Genomic DNA, 19,329 nt, shown 5'->3' with positions numbered 1-19,329 from the left:
TTGCGTTCCGTTAGTATAGCATTGCCGGCTCATCGCGGACGCGCTCTACTCGAGGACTCGGCCGCGAATCCGCCATCGGTCACCTGGTGTTGGTGTCCGTCCTCGACGACGGCTATGACGTCTCGATTAGCGTTCCTGTCCACTCCTCGGGAGATAGTGAATCGGTACCATTTTGCTGACGGCGAATATACCTGAGTAAACATGAAACACGTCCGGGGACCACTCTGTTCGGTCGATGTCGGAGAGCAGACGGCCGAGTCGGTACCGATCGACGAGCTGGTGGAGACGTATCTCGGCGGGCGCGCGCTCGGGACGAAACTCGCCCACGATCGAATCCCGTTCGATGCCGATCCGCTCGGATCGAAAAACAGCGTCTTCTTCGCGACGGGGCCGCTCCAGCACTCGACGATGAGCTTTACCGGTCGGATGTCTGCGACTGGACTCTCGCCGCTGACAAACGGCTTGCTCTCGTCGAACGCCGGTGGCTTTCTCTCACGGAACTTCACAGGCACGGGCTACAGCGCCGTCGAGATCACCGGCGAGAGCGACGACCTCGTGATCGTCCACGTCACCGACGACGGCGTCGAGTTCGAGTCGGTGCCGGATCTCGAGGAGGCGACCGTCTCCGAGACCTGTGACTACATCGAAGCCGAACACGGCCTCGAAGCCGAACACACGGCCGTCGTCGGCCCTGGAGGCGAGAACGAGGTTCGGTTCGCCTCGCTTATGACCTCGAAAGAACGCGCGTTCGGTCGCGGCGGACTCGGTGCGATCCTCGGCTCGAAGAACGTCAAGGCGATCACCTTCGACGGCGAGTCGACCCACGAGGTCGAGATTCCGCCGCTTCAGATGGAAGTTCACGGCGAGGCTGCCCAGTCCGACCACATCATGAAGCGCCAGGGGACCTCCTCGATGACGGAGTTCGCGAACATGGTCGAAGCCCTGCCGACCCACTACTTCTCGGAACTGTCGTTCGATGGCGCAGAGGGGATCAGTGGCGACCGCGTCGAGGAGAAAAAGTACAAGAAAGGGACCTGTTCGGCCTGTGCGTTCGCCTGCAAACTGCCGACCAGAGACGAGGAATCGGGCCTCGAGACCGAAGGGCCGGAGTACGAGACCGTCATGGCGTTCGGCTCGAACTCGGGCGTCGACGACATCGTCGACGTGATGCAATCGAACAAGCTGTGTGACGAACTCGGCCTCGATACGATCTCCGCAGGCGACGTCGTCGCGGCCTACTTAGCGAGCGAAGACGAGTTCGGCAACGTCGAACTCATCCACGAAACCGTCGAACAGATCGCCTATCGCGAAGGGATCGGCGACACGCTCGCGGAGGGCGTCGAACGCATCCACGACGACCTCGGCGTGGAAAACTGGAGTGTCAAGGGAATGGAGTTCCCCGCCCACGATGGCCGTACGCTGAACGGTCAGGGACTGGCATTCGCCACCTCCAACCGCGGTGCCGACCACATGTACGCCGAGTTCTATCCCTACGAGTACCCGCTCGTCGACAAAGACGACGCGTTCGAGAAGGCAGGGCTCGAAGACAAACCGCCAAAGATCGTCGAACTCGAGAACCTGAACGCCATCAAAGACAGCGCCGTCCTCTGTAAGTTCTCGCGGGATTTCGTCGATGCAGACCGCCTCGAGACGCTGCTCGATGCCGACTACGACGAGTTACTCGCACTCGGTGGCGAGGTCATCTCGCTCGAGCGCCACTTCAACAACCAGCGTGGGTTCGACCGTACAGACGATACGCTTCCGTACGAGATTCCCGACTTCGAGGCCGGTCTCGAGGCGTACTACGCCGAACGCGGCTGGAACGACGACGGTACGGTCCCCGCCGAACGGTTCGAGGGCTCGAGTGGGGCCCCTGCCGACGACTGACACTATTCACTCCGAGTTCTCGTCGGCTCCGTCCTCGTCGTCCGGTGAGAGTCGATCGTCACCCCGCGACCGAAGCGGTGCGTCGTCGGCTCGGGAGGGATGAATATTGAAGTTGTGTCCCTTGTACGGGTCGCTTTCCTCGTCGTATGAGAGCTCGCTGCGTTCGAAAAGGTAGATGAAAAAGCCGAACAGCGGGATGCAAAACGTGATCGCAGCCCACTTGATCGGTGGCTCGAGGCCCACGCGACCCGCATCGTAGTAGGCGACGGCCGTGAGCCCGAGGTGCCAGGCGAGCGGTATCCCCACGATCGCCACCAGCAGTAGTCTACTCATATGCGCCGTACGGCCCGAGGATACTAAACCGACCGCCATCCGTCGACCCGAGTTTTCGCTCCGATCACCTGTAGGCCCTGTGTGTCCACCGAGTTAGGAACCCGTGACCGCACGAAGGGGAGAGCTATAGTAGCCACTGCACGGCAGTGCGCACCTGCTCGCCAGCCGGATCGGCGATCAGTGTGTGACTCGGTACAGTTGTCACTCTCTCGCTTTTTCCGCCAGACTCGAGGTGTTCTCTCTCGAGGTGATTCGGCTGTTTCGCCTCCCTAGCCGACCGTTCGACCGTTCAACTCACAGTTATCTCGCTAAAAGTTGGAGTTCTACCTGCGTACGATACTGGTCGTTTATTGGTTGCCAAATCGACTGGCCGCTGCCCAGCGGGGCAGATTACGTATGACAGGACCGACACTCCCGACGTCGACGCTACTCGAGCGATATGGACGACTGATTGCGTTTTCGGTGGCACTTGCCGTATTCCTCGCCATGGGCGCGGGGCTGGCAGCGGCCGATACCGACGAGACACAGAACATCGAAAACGAGGCCGACTCGGTCGAAATCGAAGAGGAAACCACCGAGGAGGAGACGGACGGGGAGACCGTAACGGAAACCGAAACGGACGTCGACGGTGACGTCGACCTGATCGGCGCGGATCTCCAAGAGCGGGTCGACGGCCTGCTCGGTGAGGACTTCGTCGCCGGACTGTTCGCTGCTGATACTATCGCCGATCCGGTCGATGACGGCGTCGCTGGCGATGCGATGGACGACGGCGCTGCCGACGATGTCGAAGGCGCTGTCGACGAGACCGAAGGCGCTGCCGACGACGCTCATGAGGATGTCGCCGACGAGAGTATCGTCGGTGACGACGTCGGCGAGGTCGAACTTCCTGACCTCTAGTATAGTAGTCACTGAACCTCAGTGTGTACCCGATCACACGACGGCTGTGTGATCGGTGTGCAATCCACTTCTGTTGTCACTACAGAGCTTCCGTTCACGACGCGAGAACACGCTCGAGCTCGATCGCTGCACCTCGTCACGACCACCGTCTGTCTTGCTCGTCACACTATCTCTCGCTCACGGGTCTCTTTCGTCCCCGTCTGCGCCCACGGGTCTCTTGGTTCGCTCCGAACCGCGCCTCGCTCACAACATGTGGAAAAAGTCTAGACGACTCGTCTCAGTTGACTTCGAACTCGATCGCCGCACCCTGGCCGAAGCCGACACAGAGCGTTGCCAGCCCGAGTCCGCCGCCGCGCTTTGTGAGTTCGTGGATCAGCGTGACCGGCAGGCGTGCTCCTGACGCCCCAAGCGGGTGACCGATGGCGATCGCGCCGCCGTTGACGTTGAAGCGTTCGGGGTCGATCCCGAGTTCGTCACGGGAGTAGATCGCCTGGCTAGCGAACGCCTCGTTGAGTTCCACGAGGTCGTACTCGTCGATGTCGCGGCCGTTGCGCTCGAGCAGGCCACGGGTCGCAGGCACCGGACCGATCCCCATGACGGTCGGGTCGACGCCGGCGACGTTGTTCATGCCGACCTCGGCGACGATCTCGAGGTCGTGTTCCTCGGCGAAGGCCTCGCTCGTGACGAGCAAGGCGGCGGCCCCGTCGGAGATCTGTGAGGCGTTGCCGGGCGTGACGCTCCCGTCGGATTTGAACACCGTTGGGAGGCCGGCGAGCTTTTCGGCGGTCGTGCCGGGGCGGATTCCCTCGTCTTCGTCGACGGTGTCGTCTTCGGTTTCGATCGGGACGATTTCGTCGTCGAAGCGGCCCGATTCGGTCGCTTCGGTGGCGCGTTGCTGGCTCCTGGCAGCGTACTCGTCCTGTTCTTCGCGGCTCACGTCGTACTCCTCGGCGACTTTCTCTGCGGTCATACCCATCTGGAGTTCGCCGACGTTGTACAGTTCGGCGAGGCGTGGGTGGACCGCTGCGATGTTGTCGCCCATCGGGACGCGGGACATGCTTTCGACGCCGCCTGCGATGATCGCGTCGCGGTTGCCCGCAGCGATGGCGTCAGCTGCAGAGATAACGGCCTGCATCGAGGACGCACACCAGCGGTTGATCGTCGTCGCCGGGACGCTCTCACCCAGTTCCGACAGCAAGGCGATGACCCGTGCCAGGTTGTTGTCCTGTTCGTCCCGTTGCTGGGCACACCCCCACATCAGGTCGTCGATGTCCTCGCCCGTGAGGCCGGTTTCCGCGAGGATCTCGTCGATCAACGGCACCGAAAGGTCCTCACTGCGCAGGTCAGCGTACACGCCGTCTTCTTTCCCCTGTGGCGTCCGTACCGCTTTCACAACGACCGGTGTCTGTGACATGTACTAGCGGACATCCCTCACGAACTTAAATCCGGTCGAACTCTCAGGGACGCAGAGGGAGTTTACCGTCCCCGCTTTCGGTCGCGTCGACACAACGAACCGGTACGCGAGAACAACCCTTATTTCGCGGCTCTCAGAATAAGCGGCCATGACAGACGACGGACTGGAGCCACCAGAACGCGACGCCGACGCTCGAGCCCCGTCGCTCGAGGCCGACGGCCGAGAGGACGCCCCGGATGGCGAGGGGCCCATGCCGGACGTACCGGAACCGGAGTCGGAGACGTCGGACGTACCTGAAGAGATACGAAAGTACGCTCGGTTCAAGAAAATGGACGGGGCACAGTACGATCGGGTCAACGAGTTTCTGCGAGATCGGACCTACGTCACGGCCCGCGAGTGGGCCATTGCTCGTCTCTGTTCTGACTTTCGGACCGAAACCGGCGTCGAAATGACCAAGATCGGCGAAAACCTGCCCGAACTCGTCCCGTTCATGACCGACACCTACACCCCACAGGCGGTCAATCAGGCCCGTTCGTCGTTCGACGATAAGGTTCGCAAAGCGGGGGCGACGTTTCTCTACGGCGCGATGTGTGACTTTTACACCGCCGAAGAACTCGACGACGTGATGTACGAGGTCACCGAGGTCGCCAAGTTCTTACTCGAGGTCGAGGGCGTCGACCTCTCCGTCGAGGACGAACTCGAGGCCGAAGAGCGCATCTCGAGTGTGATGCGTGAGGTCCGCGAGGCAAGCAAGGAACTCCGCGACGCTGAAGCCGACGAGTAGCCTGTGATTGCCCGCCGCTACGCACCCGCTTCACGTGCGAACGTCGTTTTCGTCGAGAAATAGCGATGGATCGTCGTGTGAGAACGTGATCCATTCGTTGGCTTCCGGTGGCTCGACGCTCGGTTCTGTGCCGTCGATGGGCCGGACGTACACCAGCAGTTCACCCTCGAGCAGCGCCGTCTCGAGGACAGGGCGAGCCCGGTCGAACGAGTACGTAAGTGGGAGGCAGACGGCCGTTTCGCTTTCGGAGGCGCGCTCGACGACGAGGGCGAACCGTCGGTCTGCACCGTCGGCCGGGCGGTAGTACACCTCGGCGTCGTCGATCATCACGCCGCCGTCGACGAGCGACGCGACCCGCTCGTACTCGTCCTCGGAGACGAACACGTCGAGGCCGACTCGGTCCTCGACGGTCGTCGGCGAGACCGAAACCGACTCACAGACAACGGTGTCCCAGCCCGCCTCGCGGTAGCCGTCGGCGATCGCCGTTGCATCCTCGAGCAACTCGTCCCACTCCGGTCCGGAAAGGGGCAATCCGTCGTCGGTCATCGCTCACCCTCGGTGGCTCGTTCGTCCATTGGAGGAGAAACGGTGGGCAGGTCGAAAACGGTGTCGTCCGTCACACGGCGAGGCCGGAGACCGAGCCGTCCGAGAACCGTGCTCGCTTCGCTCACTCGGATGCTGGTGATGAATCCACCCTCTGCATGCAGCACACGGACTTTGACAGAAATTCGGTGGTTTGAGCAGGCTCTGCTGACTCGATAGAAACTCTGCTTACGATTTCAACGAGGGCGTCCCACCTGAACCGGTCACCGACGTCGGGACTACGGCTCACGGTGACTCGAGCCGGTCGGGGACGGGTTCGACCGTTGCAGTGGCGTCGCCGACCAGTTCAGCTTCGATCGTCGCCCGGACGGTGTCGGGGTCGGTGGGGCCGCCGGAACCGGCGACACTGCCGACGGTTTCGGGGTCGAATCCGACGCCGAGGGCGTCGTACACCGCCTCCAGCGTGCCGACGAACTCGTCGTCGGCCTCGACGAGGACGATACCGGCGGTGAGCGCGGCGTCCTGTCGAACCCGCTGGGCGATACCGACCACTTTTCGCTCGCTCGAGTCGGTCGTGGCGACAGACAGCGAGTGGGTGCCCGGACAGAACGTCTCCGGTGGCTCGCCACGTCGGGGCTCGAGGCCGATTTCGGCCAGTGCCCGTTCGAGCGTTGCGGTGGCTTTTTCGTAGCGTTCGTCGGTCCCACGGCGAAAGTCGGCAACGGGGTCGGCACGGGCGAACGCAAGCGTCGTCTCGCCGTCGTAGGCGACCGCTCGGCCGCCGACGCCACGCTCGATGGGTGAGAAACCGCGCTCGCGGGCGATCTCGCGGGCGGTGTCGTAGCCCTCGAGTCGGCAGTCCCGGCGGCCGAACGCGAGCTGTCGGTGGGGCTGCCAGACGCGAACGGCTGGCTCGCCGTCGCCAGCGACCGACAGCAGCCGATCGCTGACTGCTCGGTCGGCCTCGATCGTCGCCGCCCGTCCACGGAACACGCGCATGGTCGACGTTAGCGTCGATGGTGCTAAAGGCTCTCGCCGCGGAGTGTCCCTCGAATCGATGTCGATCCGTGAGTCCCACCGGACGGCCGTCACTCTTCCCGACGTGGTGTTGTCTCAGTATGCGCGATTTTCGCTGTACAATTCGCCGTATCCTGCCCACGACGGTGGCTGTGCGGTCGACCTCTATCCCGGTACGCTTCGGGACGGCCGAACCACCGCCGCGCCGAGTCCCGTCTCGGGGACGGTCCTCGAGACCCGAACCGTCCGCGCGCCGCCGAAACCCTACGCCGTCGAACACGACCATCTCATCCTGCTCGAGTGCGACGGCCCGTCCCCGCTCGAGGGGTTGATCGCTCGCATCCTCCACGTCGAGCCGTCAGTCGCCGCTGGTGACAAGGTCGACCGCGGTGACTCCCTCGGAGCCCTCGTCCGCGCGGGCTTTTTCGCCCCCTGGGTCGACAACCACCTCCACGTCGGCTTTCGGACCCCTGACCAGCACCTTCACCGCGCGTCAGGATCGCTCCCGCTCGAACTGGGCGTCGGCGTTCGCCCCCTCGAGTGGGACGGCACCGGCACCGTCGTCGCCACCGGCGAGACCTACGCCGTCCTCGACGCGCCGGCCCACCCTGCTCCCGGCACCGGCTTCGTTGGTATCGGACTGGACGATGGCGGCGTCATAGACGGCGGGCTCCCCCACTACGACGGCGGGGGCGTCCACGGCCGCGGCGCGCTCGTCGCCGACCGCCCGCTCGAGGATCGGAACCCACACGTCTCGCTCAACGGCGACCATCTCGGTGTCGTGGGTTCCGACGGCCGCACGATCACCTGGGCCAACGTACCCGTCACCGTAGCGGGTGAGCCGATCACCGGTCTCTCGACGTTCTGCGCTCGGGACGGTGACTTCGGGGCGAAACTCATCTGTCCCGACCTCGAGATCAGCGTCGGCGAGACGGTTCGAGTGGGCGTTGGCTCGAACGGCGAACAGTAGAAACGTACGCTCCGGTGGTCTCCGTTCTTACCTTTGCTCATGGACTCGTCCGAATCGACGTTGATCGATCCCCAGTCCTATCCGGATTTGAACAATCACCACGCCGTACGGCTGAGCCCACTCGAGGCCGAATCCGCGGCTCCCGGATACCCTGGGCCGTATCACTGAGGCCGAGTGTCGAACAAACGCTCGAAAACGGACTCGAGTCGAAGCGTTGATCTAAAGACAGTTGCCCGTGGATGAGAGGTCATGACTGAGGACTTCGAGACGGCGGTGCGGGAGTTCGACGATCTCCGGGAACTCGTTCAGTACTTCATCGACGAGCACCACGAGTTCCTCTCGTGGATCGGGACGACGGTCGACCACGTCGACGACGGGACGATGACGATGTCGGTCCCCTACGACGAAAAGCTGACCAACACGCGTCTAAACGACACCGGTGAGCGAGCGGACATCCACGGTGGAATCGCCGCCACCCTGATCGACACGACGGGTGGGCTCGGGCTCCGGACGGAACTCGAGGACCCCTTCGGTGCCCACATCGCGACGATCAACCTGAACGTCAATTACCTGCGCCCAGCGACGGGCGACCTCTCGGCGACGGCGACCGTGATCCGCGCCGGCGGGAGCGTCGGCGTCAGCGAGGTAACCGTCGAGAGTACGACCCCTGACGGAGAGACCCGAGAGGTCGCGACTGGCCAGGGTGCTTACCGAATTTTTCGTTCCGAGTAAGCGATCGGTGGCCACTGATTCGGTGTCGTTCGAGGTCCTCGGCCGACTGACCGAACACAGTAGCGCCGCCTCGAGTGCCGGTACGACACCGATAGCGTCGCCCCGAGTGTCGGTGCGATACCGTCAGTTCGGGTTTATACCGTCGCCGACTTCGTCGGTTCGACGCGACGCAAGCCAGAGCCGCGCGAGAAGGTAACCGCCGACCGACGCAACGAGGGCGAAATAGAGGTAGATCATCACCTCGACGTGGAGGGGCACCGAGTCGATCATAGTCGGCGGTCGTCCTCGAGTTTCATACTCCCTCACCTGTACGACTCCACGATATATGTGGCTCGACGGTTCACAGTACGGCTAGCGAGAACCCGACGGTGGGCATACCGGCCGTCGAGTCAGCCCAGCCGACGTTCTCGAATCGACAACGGTTTGTACGCGTTCGACCGCCTTTCAGACGTGCAGCGTCCCGCCGACGTCGGTCTCTTCCTCGCACTCGCCGTGCTCTGGGGACTGTCGTTTCCAGCGATCGAAATCGGCCTCGAGTATCTTCCACCGTTGCTGTTCGCCGCCTTTCGCTACGACGTCGCGGCGCTCGTCCTGTTGGGGTATGCAGCGATCCGGACCGACGAGTGGATTCCGAGAAGTCGACGCAACCTGCTGGGGATCACTGGTGGCGGGCTCTTTCTCGTCGCCGGCAACGGGCTCATTTTCATGGGCCAACAGACGGTCCCGAGCGGCGTTGCCGCGATCCTGACGTCACTGATCCCGCTCGTGACGGCCATCTGGGCGTATCTCTTACTTGGTGAGCGACTCTCACCGACCGGTGTCGCCGGTGTCGGTGTCGGACTCGTCGGCATCGGGTTCATCGTCCAGCCCGATCCCGCGAACCTGCTCGCGGGTGACACCGTCGGCCACCTCCTGATCCTCGGCCAGGTCGCAAGCGTCGCACTCGGGGGCGTCCTCGTTCAGCGAGCCAGTCCCACGATCGATACCGTTCCGCTGACCGGCTGGTCGATGCTCCTCGGTGGGCTCGTTCTCCACGGTGCCAGCCTGACCGCCCGCGAGGTGCCCGGGGCAGAGGCCGTCTCGCTCGAGGCCGTCGCCGTCGTCGTCTACCTGGCCGTCTTCTCGACGGCCATCGCCTTTTTCATCTACTTCACGGTACTCGCGACCTACGGCGCGTTTCAGGTGGCGCTCATCCAGTATCTGGTGCCGGTCGTCGCGACGCTCGTCGGCGTCTTCGTCCTCGGTGAGTCGATCACGCCGCTCACCTACGTCGGCTTCGCCCTCATCGTGGCGGGCTTCGCGCTGGTCAAACGCCGCGCCATCGCCAGCGCCCTCGACGGTCGACTCGGTGCCAGCGGCTAGCTGGCGGGTCGTCTCAGGTACGATCCGTCGCGACCATCCAGTACCGAAGCCCCAGATAGACCATGACGAGGGCAAACGTGCCGGCGAACAGCAGCTCCCCAGCCGTCCACGCGGCCGTCAACGCGATCGCGTTGAGTGCAATCCCGACGACGTACAACAGCCGGAGTCGCCGTCGCTCCATCGTCACGCACCACCCGCTTTACCGTCGTCACGACCGACTGCTGTCTCCTCGTTACCGGTCGCCCCAACCGACTCGAGCGTCGCGTGCTCGAGGTGTCGCCGGCCGACCGTCTGAAACCCGTTCATACCGCTCCCTTCGTCAGGACGACCAAAAAGCCACCTCTCCGCCGTCGTCGCTCGAGTCCGGCCGGGACTGGTCGTCGTCGGTCGATGCCAGTGGAATTGTTACACAAAACACTTGTTCGCTAACAAACTATCTTCCGTATGGATCGGCGGCAGGTTCTCGTTAGCGTCGGCACGGCCCTCGGCGTCTCTCTGGCCGGGTGTGCTGTCGTTTCCGAATCGGTCGACTCGAGCGAGGTTCGGCTCGTCAACTCCCTAGACGAGACAGTGACGGGGACGGTCCACATTGCGAAGGTTGCTGATGACGCCGACGAAGCCGACCGGCACGAGACCCAGCCGGAGCCGCCTACTGACCCCGACTGGAGCCGTAGTTGGGAGTTCACCGTCGACCCAGGAGAGTCGAAGACGAACGGTGATCTCGGTATCGAACCTGGCGCGTTCTACGTCGAAGCGGCGTGTGAACGTGGTGCAACCGAAGCAAGAGAAGCCGGGCTTTACCCTGGTGGTCCAGACGGTGAAACGGTAGCGGGTGGGCAGATCGTCGTCCGGCTTCGGGAACCCGACGACGACAGAGACCCGATTTCGATCGGCCAGGACGTCGCCGACTGACGCCTCTCGATCCGGCGTCCGTCGTGTTGAAGATATTGACCGATCCCCGACTGCCGTCAGACGAATTCGAGCTCGTCGCTCGTCGTCACTTCGCCGAAGAGCCACTCGGCGTGTTCTAGGGCGTACTCCCGGTGGTCTTCTTCGATGTGGCCGATGCAGTCTTCGACGAGGATCGGCCGGAAATCCCGCAGGCCAGCACTGCCCGCCGAGTGGAGCACGCAGACGTTCGCAAGCGTGCCACAGAAGACGAGATCACGGATGCCGCGAGCGGTCAGCCACCCCTCGAGTTCGGTCTTCTGGAAGGCGTCGTAGGTGTGTTTTTCGACGACGTGGTCGGCCACGTCGACGGGGAGTCCCTCGACGACCTCGGCCTCCCACGACCCCTCGAGGACGTGTTCGCCCCACTGCTCGAACTCGTCGTAGTAGTAGGCGTCGCCGAACTGCTCGGGCGGGTGAACGTCTCGGGTGTAGACGACCGACGCATCGACCTCGTGGGCTCGTTCGACCAACTCACTGACGGGGTCGATTACGTCTTCGCTTCCCGGCGCGTACAGCGAGCCGTCGGGGTGACAGAAGCCGTTTTGCATGTCGACTACCACCACTGCGGTCTGGGTTGGCTCGAGGTGCATGCGTGATCGTTCGGTCGGGGCGATAAAAACGTTCACCAGCACCCGAGACGGGGCCGCTGATCCCCGTCTTTTTTGCGCTGGCCGCCTTACCGGCTGACTGGTATCATCCAGATGGACCGTAGCCGCACCCAGCTTCTCGTCGTCCTCCTCGCAGCGTCACTGATCGTCGTCCTCGGGGTCGCGGCCGCCACTGGGGGACTGTTCTCGGCCCTCTCGGACGGCCAGTCGTCACTCGAGGCTGACGACACTGCGGACCGTCCGGACGAGCCCTCGACCACCGAGACGGTCGGCTACGTCGAGGGCTACTGGTACGACGACGACCTCCCCGTCGACGAGCGCGATGATGCCGCACTCGAGCCGGACGAACTCGAGGCGGTCGTCTATCGGTCGATGGCTCGTGTCGAGCAGATCCGCGAGTTGACGTTCGAGGACCCGGTCGATGTCGAGGTTATCTCCCGTGAGCAGTTCCAGGAAGAGGACGAGGACCTCTTCGCAGACGTTTCAGACGAGGAACGCCTGCATCAGGAGGGTGTATTCGAGGCGCTGTTCATGATCGACCGTGACACCGCGGCCGAAGACGAAGTTCAGTCGCTTTTCGGTGACGCCGTGGATGGTTACTACGATCCCGCGACCGACGAGATCGTCCTCGTCTCGGACGACCCCGACGCGCCTGAGACAGACGAGGTCACCCTCGGCCACGAACTCTTACACGCCTTACAGGATCAGCACTTCGACCTCCAGCGCTACGACCGCGAGACGATCGACCAGGACGCCGCCAAAAACGGGCTTATCGAGGGCGATGCGGTCTGGGTCGACACCGAGTACGAACACCGTTGCGGTGCGGAGTGGGACTGTGTCAGTCCCGCCGGCGAGCCGGCGGGCTCGGGTGTGATGAACTGGGGACTGTACCTGATCGTCTTCCAGCCGTACGACGACGGCCCCGACTACGTGGATCACCTCCTCGAGGATGACGGCTGGGGTGCCGTCGACGCTGCCTACGACGAGCCGCCGGCAAGCAGCTCCGAAGTGATCCGGCCCGGCGACGAGCGCGGACCAGCCGATATCGAGGTCGAGGACCGCTCGAACGACGAATGGCGTCAGTTCGAGGTCGATGGCGAGGTCGCGACCGAGACGGTCGGTGAGGTCGGGATGGTGTCGATGTTCGCCGCGGACGTGCTCGATCCCGACCGACCGTCGGTGATCGACGAAGACGCCTTCTTCGAGGGCGACGACGGCAGGGTTGCGAACATCGACTACGACCAGCCGTACACCGACGGCTGGGCTGGCGACGAACTCGTCACGTACGTCCACGACGACGCGCTCGAGGCCGACGGGACGGACGAAGCCGTCGACCACACGGCGTACGTCTGGGAATCCGAGTGGGTGAGCGACGACGACGCCGCCCAGTTCCTCGAGGGCTACGTACACCTGCTCGAGTACTACGACGCCGAGCCAGTCGACGAGCGCCAGGATACCTACGAGATCGACGACGGCTTCCCCGGTGCGTACGCTCTCGAGGCCGACGACGAAACCGTGACGATCGTTCGCGCGCCGTCCGTAGACGCGCTCGACGATGTCAACGAGGGAGCGGGTCCCGAGGGCGAAGATCTGCTCGGCAACGGCGCACTCGACGCCGGGGACGACGATTCCACCGCTAACGAGGGCTCCGACGACACCGACGCGCTCGGCGGGCCGGCGGGTACCGGGCTGGGCTCGGTCGCTCTCGCCGCAGTCGTCGTCTTTGGAACTGGCGTCGTGGTCCTCCTCGTTCGGGACCGACGCCGCGCCCGCGTGGCGTTCGTCTCGAGCAGCCGCCGCAAGTGCAGCCGCCACGAGTCGTCTTCGACGACGATCGGCACTCTAGGCTGATCGAGAGGAGCGATGCACCCGGAACCGAGTCACACGAGCGACGCAGCTTTGCTCGTGGCGCCGAAACGGGACGTCAATGCGTCGGGGGACTCTCTTCGCGGTCGTCGTTCTCGTCGTCCTCTCGGGCTGTACGGTTCCCGGAACGCCGGGGCAACTCGATACTGACCGCGAACTCGGCTCTGTGGCGGGCTATGCCGCCGATGACGAGTTCGCGTTCGGGGAGGAGGCGACGCTCACCGAGGACGAACTCGAGGCCGTCACCTATCGCTCGATGGCACGTCTCGAGGTGATACGTGGCATGAAGTTCGAACGCGCCGTCGATATCGAGGTGATCACACGCGAGGAGTACCGCGAGCAGCGCGGCGAGCCCGAGGCGGCGTCGACGTTCAGAAACGAGGTATGGCGGGCACCGTTCGTCGTCGACGGCGAAACCGACGTTAACGACGAATTCGAGGCACTCTACGGCGATGCCGTCCAGGGCTACTACTCGAGCGATCGGATCGTCCTCGTTGCCGACGACAGCGACGAGATCCGGATCGATCGCGGGACGCTCGTCCACGAACTCACGCACGCACTTCAGGATCAGCACTTCGGCCTCGAGCGCGAGGGGGAGACGATCGACGAGCGCCGCGCGGAACTGGGACTGATCGAGGGCGAGGCGAACTACCTGCCATACCTGTACGACGAGCGCTGTGCCGACGAGTGGCAGTGTCTCCCCGATCCCGGCACGCCGGCCGAACTCGAGCCCGGGGATCGTCCGTTCAACCTCGGGTTGTTCCTCTCTATTTACGCCCCGTACGCCGAGGGACCGGCGTTCGTCTCGCACCTCCACGAGACCGAGGGCTGGTCGGCCGTCGATCGGGCGTTCGACGACCGCCCGGTGAGCACCTCGCAGGTGATCCATCCCGCGCGATATCCGGACGACGAGCCGGTCGACGTCGACATCACCGATCGCTCGAGCGACGCGTGGGACCCGATCACCGACGACGACGACGGCGAGATTCGGACGGAGACGATCGGCGAGGCGACGCTGTTCGGGTCGCTGTGGACGAACGGCGTCGTCGATCGCCCGCTTACCGAGGGCGGCTCCGAGCTGGCACCCTACAACTACACCCACCCGACGACCGATGGCTGGGCCGGTGATACGCTCACGGCGTACGAACACACCGACGAGGAGACGGACGACAACGTGACGGCCCACGTCTGGAAACTCGCCTGGGCGGACGCCGCCGACGCCGAGGCGTTCGCGGACGCCTACCGAGGGGTCCTCGAGGCCAACGGTGCCGACCCGGTTGATGCCGGGGCCGACAGCGACACCTACCGCATCGACGACGGCGGCTTCGCTGGGGCTTTCCACGTATTCGTCGACGACGAGCGGGTGACGATCGTCGGCGGGCCGGACGTCGACGCCCTCGAGGAGATCCACGCCACCGCCGACGGAGACGCGAGCACTGATGCTGACGCCGATGTCGATACAGACGCAACCCTCGAAGCCGGTGGGAACGCGAGCGCCAACGCCAGTATGGCCGCGGATGTTGACCTCGACGTAGCCGCAAGCGCTGACGTCGAGGTGGCCGCAAGCGTCGACGCCCCCACGGCGACCGGGAGCAGTCTCGGGTCTGCTGTGTCCTGAACTGCTGGCGGCAGCGGCGACGAAGACGGGTAGCTTTTGCCGCTGCCGCGGAAACTCGACGTCATGTCAAACCCGTTCGGAACCGTTCCACCCGAGGCGATCCTCGAGGGGTCCGCGACGGACGCCTACTTCGAGCGCACCCGGGCGACGCTCGAGCACGCCGGCAAGAACCCACACGTCGTCGCCGAGGTGACCGCCGACCAGTTCTCGACCGGCGCGTTCGAGGTGTTTACTGGCGTCGCAGACGCCGCGACGCTGCTCGAGGGGCGAGCCGTCGACGTCGACGCCTTCCCCGACGGCCAGCTGTTCGACGGCGGCCCCGTGATGCGTCTCGAGGGGCCGTACCTCGAGTTCGCCGAACTCGAGACCGCCCTGCTCGGGCTACTCTCTCAGCCGAGTGGCTTCGCGACGGCGGCGCTCGAGGTGCGGCTTGCAGCGCCCGACTCGCTCGTCCTCTCGTTCGGTGCCCGGCACGTCCACCCCTCGATCGCGGCGGTCGTCGAGCGCGCGGCGCTTCTGGCTGGCCTGGACGGCTTTTCCCACGTCGCGGCGGGCGACATCCTCGGCCGGGAGGCGAGCGGGACGATGCCCCACGCGCTCATGTTCTGTTTCGGTGAGGGCAACCAGTCCGACGCCTGGCGGGCGTTCGACGAAGCGGTCTCCGAGGACACGCCCCGCATCGCGCTGGTCGACACCTTCTGGGACGAAAAAAGCGAGAGCCTTCTGGCAGCCGAGACGCTCGGCGACGACTTAGACGGCGTCCGCATCGACACGACCGGCTCTCGACGTGGCGACTTCCGACACATCATCCGCGAAGTCCGCTGGGAACTCGACGCGCGGGGCTACGAGGACATCGACATCTTCTGCAGTGGCGGCCTCGGTCCCGAGCAACTCCGTGACCTGCGAGACGTGGCCGACGGCTTCGGCGTTGGCAGTCATATAACGAACTGCGATCCGGTCGACTTCAGCCTCGATATCGTCGAAATAGCGGGCGAGCCACTCTCCAAGCGCGGCAAACTCGCCGGCGTCAAGGACGTCTACCGTACCCCCGACGGCGACCACCACGTCACGCTCGCCGACCGCGACGGGCCCACCGATGGCGAGGCGCTGCTCGAGCCGCTCGTCCGCGACGGCGAGGTCGTCCGTGAGTTCGACCTCGAGACGGCGACCGAACGCTGTCTGGCCGACGCCGAGGCGGTCGGGTTCGGTGCCGACGAATAAGCCGGCTACGACGGGGAAGCCGTCCGAGATTTCTCGAGTTCTCGCAGTTTCACGATAGGCCGCTCGGGCGAAAGGATCGACAGCGAGGAGATGCCCACGGCTTCGCGGAGGTCTTTGGTGGGCGTTTCGTCGATGCGGGCCTCGAGCGTTTCGAGTGCGCTGGCGAGTGCTGCAGGCGACCCAGTCTCGTCGCGGCAGTCTGGTCGGCCGCGAGTTCCCGTCCCCGTGAGAGCACGGCAACCGTCGGAACCGGGGCGTCCATCTGGGCGACGACGCGGGTCGTCACCGCGTACAGCTCCCGGTTGGCGTCGGTCGAGATCTGACACCGGCAGGAATTCGTTTGGTCGAACTCGGGAGAGCAAACAGAGTTAGACCGACACCGAGACGGTTGGATTCCGATCGAATTGCGTACCGATCAGAACGTTGAATAGTTCGACGCTCGAGGCGCCGATATGAGCACGCCCTCTGGTACCGAACTGACGACCCACGACGTCGCGAACCGGCTGGTGGGCCACCTGCTTCTTATTGGATTCGTGAGTGTCGTACTCAGTTTCATCGCGTTTTTCATTGTCGCTCCGCACGGTCCGCTGGTGTACATTGCCGTCGCTCTGGTAAACGTTGCCGTCCTGTGGCTCGTCGTCCACGCGGTTTTCGACGCGATCGACGAGTTGCTCGAGTCGAAACTCGAGCGACGACTCGAAGACGAAGGACGATTATCGTGACGAACCTATCGAAAGACTACCCGTATTCCGTGATCGATCCCCGTTATGGCAGCGTTCACCCCCGAGCCAACGGCCTCGACGTTCGACCTCGCGAACTGGCTGTTCGTCAGGCTCGTCGTCCTCGCCGTGCTGACGTTCTACGCCGTCATAGTCGTTTCTGAGCTGCTCTCGTCGGTCGTCGGCGTTGGTCTCGAGCGCACCGTCTTCGCGAGGGCCGCCGTCTACCTCGTCGGACTCTGGCTCGCCCTCCAGCTATGGTTCGAGGCGACGCGTCCTCGTCGAAACGCCAGGAGCGAACGGGAACGACGACAGTCAGGTCAGTGCTACCGGCGAGTCGGGTGGCGATTCGCCTAGTGCCCACTCGAGTACGGATAACGGCGAGAATACGACTACGCGGGTGTCAGCAGCGACATGTCTCGAGTACGCCGGTGTGTCCGTCAGTAGTTAGACTTCTTCGATGCTCCCGTCGCCTTTGCGCTCGCGGAAGACCTGCCCTTCAAACAGCGTGACGACGACGTCGTCGTCCTGCCAGGCTCCGGGTGCGAGTCGGGCCTTCCGACAGGTTCGATCGAGGTACTCACGTTCGCTCCAGCCGTTTTCGACGGGGACGGTGGGGTAGAGCCAGCCACCTTCACCGCCGTCGATCGCGACACCGTGGGTGCCGAGTTCGAGGTCGGCGAGTGGATCGTCCGTGAGAACGACGTTTCGGACTGCACAGACCGAGACCGTGAGATTTGGTAGCTCGGAGGGCGTAACCTCGGAGCCACAGGAGTTCTCGCTTGCAGCCTCGATCGCCGCGTCGACGATGACGTGACCGAGCTGCTCACCCGAGCGGTAGCCACCCGCACAGCCGCGCAAGCTCCCCCGGCCGCGTGTAGACTCGAGGCGGACGAACGCGCCGGTTCGCTCGTAAAACGCCTCGCGCATGCTGCCTGGTTGTTCTCGTTGCCCGTGTTGTACGTAGGATTCGACGGCTTCGCGTGCGAGTTCGACTGCACGCGCCCCGTCCTCGTAAGAGAGGTCGACGCCCTGTCCCTGGGACATACACATGTACATGGATGTACCCGTCCTAAAACGCTTCCATTCGGCGTGCGACCGAATCGCGTTGCTGACCGAGGGACTTATTCGACGACGGTACGTAATACAATTGGGAGAGAGAGCCCGGCTGCCGCGGCGAGTTCGTCGGTGACGGCGAACCCGTACAACGTGCCCCATCCCTTCGGGATGATCACGCTCTTACCGTTGGCCAACTCTTCGGGTTGCCCAACGCACCTGACGTGGCCCGTCTCTGAGACGCGCCACGCTCGCGAGGAAAGTCCCCCCACCTGTTCGGGCAGGTGACCGGACGCAAGTCCGGAGCGGGAGACCGCTGGCTCTGGAACAGAAACGACACGTCTCGGCCCGACCGATGATGCGTGCGAACCCGACCGCAAGGAAGGGAAGTTGACCCGCTGATGGGCCCGCAGTCGAACCACATGGTTCGAACCCATAGATCGTGCATGGCACGATCGACTGCGGACAGACGGCCGAGGATCGATGGAACGGCGAACCCTCACCGGTGCAAGTCCGTGCCGTGGTAGCCCGAACGCCCCGCGGTCTCCGCGGACGGCGCGGACGCTCAGCCGAATGCCGGGACGAACAGAAGGGGGCTTACTCCTCTCGCCCAGTTTTGCTACTCGAGTGGCGACGCCGTCGTCCGGCTCCACCTCTCGTGAGCGATCAGACCGGCCTGCCGTCTCTCGCGCGTGATCAGCCCGACTCGAGTGTCACGTCGATACCCGTCTCGTTCTCGACGTTGTCCGTGACCGGACAGCGGGCTTTCACTGCCTCGAGCCACGCCGAAAGTTCGTCGTCGCTCGCGTCGGCGTCGATTTCGAGGGTTACCTCGAGTCCCTGTAGTCCCGGACGATCGTCGGTTTCGGTGCCCATATACGAGTCGTAGTTGACACCGCCCTCGACGGTCACGGTCAACTCCTCGATCCGTATGTCCATGTCCCGGGCGACCATCGTCGCCGTCGAGTTGAGACAACCAGCCACCGATCCGAGTAAGTACTCGACCGGGTTCACGTCGTGTCCGATCTCGAACGTCGCCTCGCCGGTGTCGACGGTCATCCGCTTCGGGCTCTCTCTGGTCCCCTCGAGGGTGTACCGCGAGAGCGTGGTATCTTCGCCTGACATCGTCCCAGGGTACGGCCTCTCGAGTCAAGACCGTTTTCGTCGGAGCCGACTCGTCGTGGTGGCGTCCCTCGTTGGCGTCGCGTACGTCGGGAACACCGTCTCAGGCACAATGTCTCGATGGACGGTGTTCTGCGTGCTCTCGGCTTACAGGGATGACAGGAGAAAGCCCACGACTTTAGTCGTGGGATAAATCTGTCACTGCTGAACCAATCCACGAACCCAACGC

General features: G+C 64.0%; 23 protein-coding genes and 1 other RNA gene. 13 read left to right on the top strand and 11 right to left on the bottom strand.

Features of this window, described 5'->3' with window-relative positions; genetic code table 11:
• The first annotated feature begins 201 nt into the window (after positions 1-201).
• Entirely contained in the window at positions 202-1,887 is a 1,686-nt protein-coding gene (locus tag AArc1_RS17085) for an aldehyde ferredoxin oxidoreductase family protein (RefSeq protein WP_117365491.1), read from the top strand.
• A 6-nt stretch (positions 1,888-1,893) separates the two neighbouring features.
• Here AArc1_RS17085 and AArc1_RS17080 read toward each other — a convergent pair whose 3' ends face one another.
• Positions 1,894-2,220, bottom strand: a complete 327-nt coding sequence (locus tag AArc1_RS17080; RefSeq protein ID WP_117365490.1) for a hypothetical protein — start codon at positions 2,218-2,220, stop codon at positions 1,894-1,896.
• Between the two features lie 396 nt (positions 2,221-2,616).
• On the opposite strand from AArc1_RS17080, the gene AArc1_RS17075 reads away from it, so the two are divergent.
• On the top strand, positions 2,617-3,117 hold the full coding sequence (locus tag AArc1_RS17075; protein WP_117365489.1) for a hypothetical protein: 501 nt from the start codon (positions 2,617-2,619) through the stop codon (positions 3,115-3,117).
• A gap of 277 nt (positions 3,118-3,394) precedes the next feature.
• Here AArc1_RS17075 and AArc1_RS17070 read toward each other — a convergent pair whose 3' ends face one another.
• Entirely contained in the window at positions 3,395-4,531 is a 1,137-nt protein-coding gene (locus tag AArc1_RS17070; protein WP_117365488.1) for a thiolase family protein, read from the bottom strand.
• A 148-nt stretch (positions 4,532-4,679) separates the two neighbouring features.
• On the opposite strand from AArc1_RS17070, the gene AArc1_RS17065 reads away from it, so the two are divergent.
• Positions 4,680-5,315, top strand: coding sequence for a DUF5806 family protein (locus tag AArc1_RS17065; RefSeq protein ID WP_117365487.1), 636 nt, complete (start codon positions 4,680-4,682; stop codon positions 5,313-5,315).
• Between the two features lie 30 nt (positions 5,316-5,345).
• Here the strand turns inward: AArc1_RS17065 and AArc1_RS17060 are convergent, their stop codons facing one another.
• Together AArc1_RS17060 and AArc1_RS17055 are read right to left on the bottom strand one after the other, a co-directional pair.
• A complete protein-coding gene (locus AArc1_RS17060) occupies positions 5,346-5,861 on the bottom strand; it encodes a DUF7529 family protein (protein ID WP_117365486.1) in 516 nt (171 codons plus the stop codon).
• Positions 5,862-6,143: 282 nt separating this feature from the next.
• A complete protein-coding gene (locus tag AArc1_RS17055) occupies positions 6,144-6,857 on the bottom strand; it encodes a lipoyl protein ligase domain-containing protein (protein ID WP_117365485.1) in 714 nt (237 codons plus the stop codon).
• A gap of 58 nt (positions 6,858-6,915) precedes the next feature.
• Here AArc1_RS17055 and AArc1_RS17050 point away from each other — a divergent pair, with 58 nt between their 5' ends.
• The gene (locus AArc1_RS17050; RefSeq protein ID WP_117365956.1) at positions 6,916-7,845 is read left to right on the top strand and encodes a hypothetical protein; all 930 of its coding nucleotides are present in this window, start codon (positions 6,916-6,918) and stop codon (positions 7,843-7,845) included.
• A 249-nt stretch (positions 7,846-8,094) separates the two neighbouring features.
• Positions 8,095-8,577 carry a PaaI family thioesterase gene (locus AArc1_RS17045; protein ID WP_117365484.1) on the top strand — a complete coding sequence of 161 codons (483 nt, stop codon included), beginning with the start codon at positions 8,095-8,097 and terminating at the stop codon, positions 8,575-8,577.
• Between the two features lie 123 nt (positions 8,578-8,700).
• Here AArc1_RS17045 and AArc1_RS19190 read toward each other — a convergent pair whose 3' ends face one another.
• Complete coding sequence (locus AArc1_RS19190; RefSeq protein WP_186336624.1) at positions 8,701-8,847, bottom strand: hypothetical protein; 147 nt, start codon at positions 8,845-8,847, stop codon at positions 8,701-8,703.
• Positions 8,848-9,027: 180 nt separating this feature from the next.
• Here AArc1_RS19190 and AArc1_RS17040 point away from each other — a divergent pair, with 180 nt between their 5' ends.
• A complete protein-coding gene (locus AArc1_RS17040) occupies positions 9,028-9,939 on the top strand; it encodes a DMT family transporter (protein WP_117365955.1) in 912 nt (303 codons plus the stop codon).
• Positions 9,940-9,952: 13 nt separating this feature from the next.
• Here the strand turns inward: AArc1_RS17040 and AArc1_RS19185 are convergent, their stop codons facing one another.
• Both AArc1_RS19185 and AArc1_RS19570 read right to left on the bottom strand, forming a co-directional pair.
• Positions 9,953-10,120, bottom strand: a complete 168-nt coding sequence (locus AArc1_RS19185) for a hypothetical protein (protein ID WP_186336623.1) — start codon at positions 10,118-10,120, stop codon at positions 9,953-9,955.
• A gap of 2 nt (positions 10,121-10,122) precedes the next feature.
• Positions 10,123-10,245, bottom strand: a complete 123-nt coding sequence (locus tag AArc1_RS19570; protein WP_267130077.1) for a hypothetical protein — start codon at positions 10,243-10,245, stop codon at positions 10,123-10,125.
• A gap of 138 nt (positions 10,246-10,383) precedes the next feature.
• Between AArc1_RS19570 and AArc1_RS17035 the strand changes: the two genes are divergently transcribed.
• The gene (locus AArc1_RS17035) at positions 10,384-10,851 is read left to right on the top strand and encodes a hypothetical protein (RefSeq protein WP_117365483.1); all 468 of its coding nucleotides are present in this window, start codon (positions 10,384-10,386) and stop codon (positions 10,849-10,851) included.
• A 56-nt stretch (positions 10,852-10,907) separates the two neighbouring features.
• Here AArc1_RS17035 and AArc1_RS17030 read toward each other — a convergent pair whose 3' ends face one another.
• The gene (locus AArc1_RS17030) at positions 10,908-11,480 is read right to left on the bottom strand and encodes a cysteine hydrolase family protein (RefSeq protein ID WP_117365482.1); all 573 of its coding nucleotides are present in this window, start codon (positions 11,478-11,480) and stop codon (positions 10,908-10,910) included.
• A gap of 111 nt (positions 11,481-11,591) precedes the next feature.
• Here AArc1_RS17030 and AArc1_RS17025 point away from each other — a divergent pair, with 111 nt between their 5' ends.
• The 3 genes from AArc1_RS17025 (at position 11,592) to AArc1_RS17015 (ending at position 16,203) form a co-directional block, all read left to right on the top strand.
• Positions 11,592-13,349 (top strand): Hvo_1808 family surface protein, encoded by a 1,758-nt coding sequence (locus tag AArc1_RS17025; protein ID WP_186336622.1) that lies wholly within the window; start codon positions 11,592-11,594, stop codon positions 13,347-13,349.
• A 76-nt stretch (positions 13,350-13,425) separates the two neighbouring features.
• Positions 13,426-14,982, top strand: coding sequence for an Hvo_1808 family surface protein (locus tag AArc1_RS17020; RefSeq protein ID WP_117365481.1), 1,557 nt, complete (start codon positions 13,426-13,428; stop codon positions 14,980-14,982).
• A gap of 63 nt (positions 14,983-15,045) precedes the next feature.
• On the top strand, positions 15,046-16,203 hold the full coding sequence (locus AArc1_RS17015) for a nicotinate phosphoribosyltransferase (protein ID WP_117365954.1): 1,158 nt from the start codon (positions 15,046-15,048) through the stop codon (positions 16,201-16,203).
• 5 nt (positions 16,204-16,208) lie between these two features.
• Here the strand turns inward: AArc1_RS17015 and AArc1_RS19710 are convergent, their stop codons facing one another.
• Positions 16,209-16,529, bottom strand: coding sequence for a hypothetical protein (locus AArc1_RS19710; RefSeq protein ID WP_394341269.1), 321 nt, complete (start codon positions 16,527-16,529; stop codon positions 16,209-16,211).
• A gap of 126 nt (positions 16,530-16,655) precedes the next feature.
• Here AArc1_RS19710 and AArc1_RS17005 point away from each other — a divergent pair, with 126 nt between their 5' ends.
• Entirely contained in the window at positions 16,656-16,925 is a 270-nt protein-coding gene (locus AArc1_RS17005; protein ID WP_117365480.1) for a hypothetical protein, read from the top strand.
• A gap of 45 nt (positions 16,926-16,970) precedes the next feature.
• Positions 16,971-17,279 carry a hypothetical protein gene (locus AArc1_RS17000; protein ID WP_228442355.1) on the top strand — a complete coding sequence of 103 codons (309 nt, stop codon included), beginning with the start codon at positions 16,971-16,973 and terminating at the stop codon, positions 17,277-17,279.
• Positions 17,280-17,369: 90 nt separating this feature from the next.
• Here AArc1_RS17000 and AArc1_RS16995 read toward each other — a convergent pair whose 3' ends face one another.
• Positions 17,370-17,969, bottom strand: a complete 600-nt coding sequence (locus AArc1_RS16995; RefSeq protein ID WP_117365953.1) for a TIGR00296 family protein — start codon at positions 17,967-17,969, stop codon at positions 17,370-17,372.
• Between the two features lie 229 nt (positions 17,970-18,198).
• Here AArc1_RS16995 and rnpB point away from each other — a divergent pair.
• Positions 18,199-18,585, top strand: an RNA gene (gene rnpB, locus AArc1_RS16990) — RNase P RNA component.
• 89 nt (positions 18,586-18,674) lie between these two features.
• Here rnpB and AArc1_RS16985 read toward each other — a convergent pair.
• Positions 18,675-19,103 (bottom strand): OsmC family protein, encoded by a 429-nt coding sequence (locus AArc1_RS16985; RefSeq protein WP_117365479.1) that lies wholly within the window; start codon positions 19,101-19,103, stop codon positions 18,675-18,677.
• Positions 19,104-19,329: the final 226 nt, after the last annotated feature.

Origin of the sequence: Natrarchaeobaculum sulfurireducens (assembly GCF_003430825.1) — an archaeon.
GTDB classification, from domain to species: Archaea; Halobacteriota; Halobacteria; order Halobacteriales; family Natrialbaceae; genus Natrarchaeobaculum; species Natrarchaeobaculum sulfurireducens.
This window is presented reverse-complemented; position numbering and strand designations above follow the sequence as displayed.

What these genes read in the sequence shown, in the direction of transcription:
- AArc1_RS17000 (WP_228442355.1), top strand. Translation starts at nt 16,971, where the DNA reads ATGGCAGCGTTCACCCCCGAGCCAACGGCCTCGACGTTCGACCTCGCG.
- AArc1_RS16985 (WP_117365479.1), bottom strand. Translation starts at nt 19,103, where the DNA reads ATGTCAGGCGAAGATACCACGCTCTCGCGGTACACCCTCGAGGGGACC.
- AArc1_RS19185 (WP_186336623.1), bottom strand. Translation starts at nt 10,120, where the DNA reads ATGGAGCGACGGCGACTCCGGCTGTTGTACGTCGTCGGGATTGCACTC.
- AArc1_RS17065 (WP_117365487.1), top strand. Translation starts at nt 4,680, where the DNA reads ATGACAGACGACGGACTGGAGCCACCAGAACGCGACGCCGACGCTCGA.
- AArc1_RS17020 (WP_117365481.1), top strand. Translation starts at nt 13,426, where the DNA reads ATGCGTCGGGGGACTCTCTTCGCGGTCGTCGTTCTCGTCGTCCTCTCG.
- AArc1_RS17035 (WP_117365483.1), top strand. Translation starts at nt 10,384, where the DNA reads ATGGATCGGCGGCAGGTTCTCGTTAGCGTCGGCACGGCCCTCGGCGTC.
- AArc1_RS17060 (WP_117365486.1), bottom strand. Translation starts at nt 5,861, where the DNA reads ATGACCGACGACGGATTGCCCCTTTCCGGACCGGAGTGGGACGAGTTG.
- AArc1_RS17080 (WP_117365490.1), bottom strand. Translation starts at nt 2,220, where the DNA reads ATGAGTAGACTACTGCTGGTGGCGATCGTGGGGATACCGCTCGCCTGG.
- AArc1_RS19190 (WP_186336624.1), bottom strand. Translation starts at nt 8,847, where the DNA reads ATGATCGACTCGGTGCCCCTCCACGTCGAGGTGATGATCTACCTCTAT.
- AArc1_RS17085 (WP_117365491.1), top strand. Translation starts at nt 202, where the DNA reads ATGAAACACGTCCGGGGACCACTCTGTTCGGTCGATGTCGGAGAGCAG.
- AArc1_RS17050 (WP_117365956.1), top strand. Translation starts at nt 6,916, where the DNA reads ATGTCGATCCGTGAGTCCCACCGGACGGCCGTCACTCTTCCCGACGTG.
- AArc1_RS17045 (WP_117365484.1), top strand. Translation starts at nt 8,095, where the DNA reads ATGACTGAGGACTTCGAGACGGCGGTGCGGGAGTTCGACGATCTCCGG.
- AArc1_RS17055 (WP_117365485.1), bottom strand. Translation starts at nt 6,857, where the DNA reads ATGCGCGTGTTCCGTGGACGGGCGGCGACGATCGAGGCCGACCGAGCA.
- AArc1_RS17025 (WP_186336622.1), top strand. Translation starts at nt 11,592, where the DNA reads ATGGACCGTAGCCGCACCCAGCTTCTCGTCGTCCTCCTCGCAGCGTCA.
- AArc1_RS17005 (WP_117365480.1), top strand. Translation starts at nt 16,656, where the DNA reads ATGAGCACGCCCTCTGGTACCGAACTGACGACCCACGACGTCGCGAAC.
- AArc1_RS16995 (WP_117365953.1), bottom strand. Translation starts at nt 17,969, where the DNA reads ATGTCCCAGGGACAGGGCGTCGACCTCTCTTACGAGGACGGGGCGCGT.
- AArc1_RS19570 (WP_267130077.1), bottom strand. Translation starts at nt 10,245, where the DNA reads ATGAACGGGTTTCAGACGGTCGGCCGGCGACACCTCGAGCACGCGACG.
- AArc1_RS17015 (WP_117365954.1), top strand. Translation starts at nt 15,046, where the DNA reads ATGTCAAACCCGTTCGGAACCGTTCCACCCGAGGCGATCCTCGAGGGG.
- AArc1_RS17070 (WP_117365488.1), bottom strand. Translation starts at nt 4,531, where the DNA reads ATGTCACAGACACCGGTCGTTGTGAAAGCGGTACGGACGCCACAGGGG.
- AArc1_RS17030 (WP_117365482.1), bottom strand. Translation starts at nt 11,480, where the DNA reads ATGCACCTCGAGCCAACCCAGACCGCAGTGGTGGTAGTCGACATGCAA.
- AArc1_RS17075 (WP_117365489.1), top strand. Translation starts at nt 2,617, where the DNA reads ATGACAGGACCGACACTCCCGACGTCGACGCTACTCGAGCGATATGGA.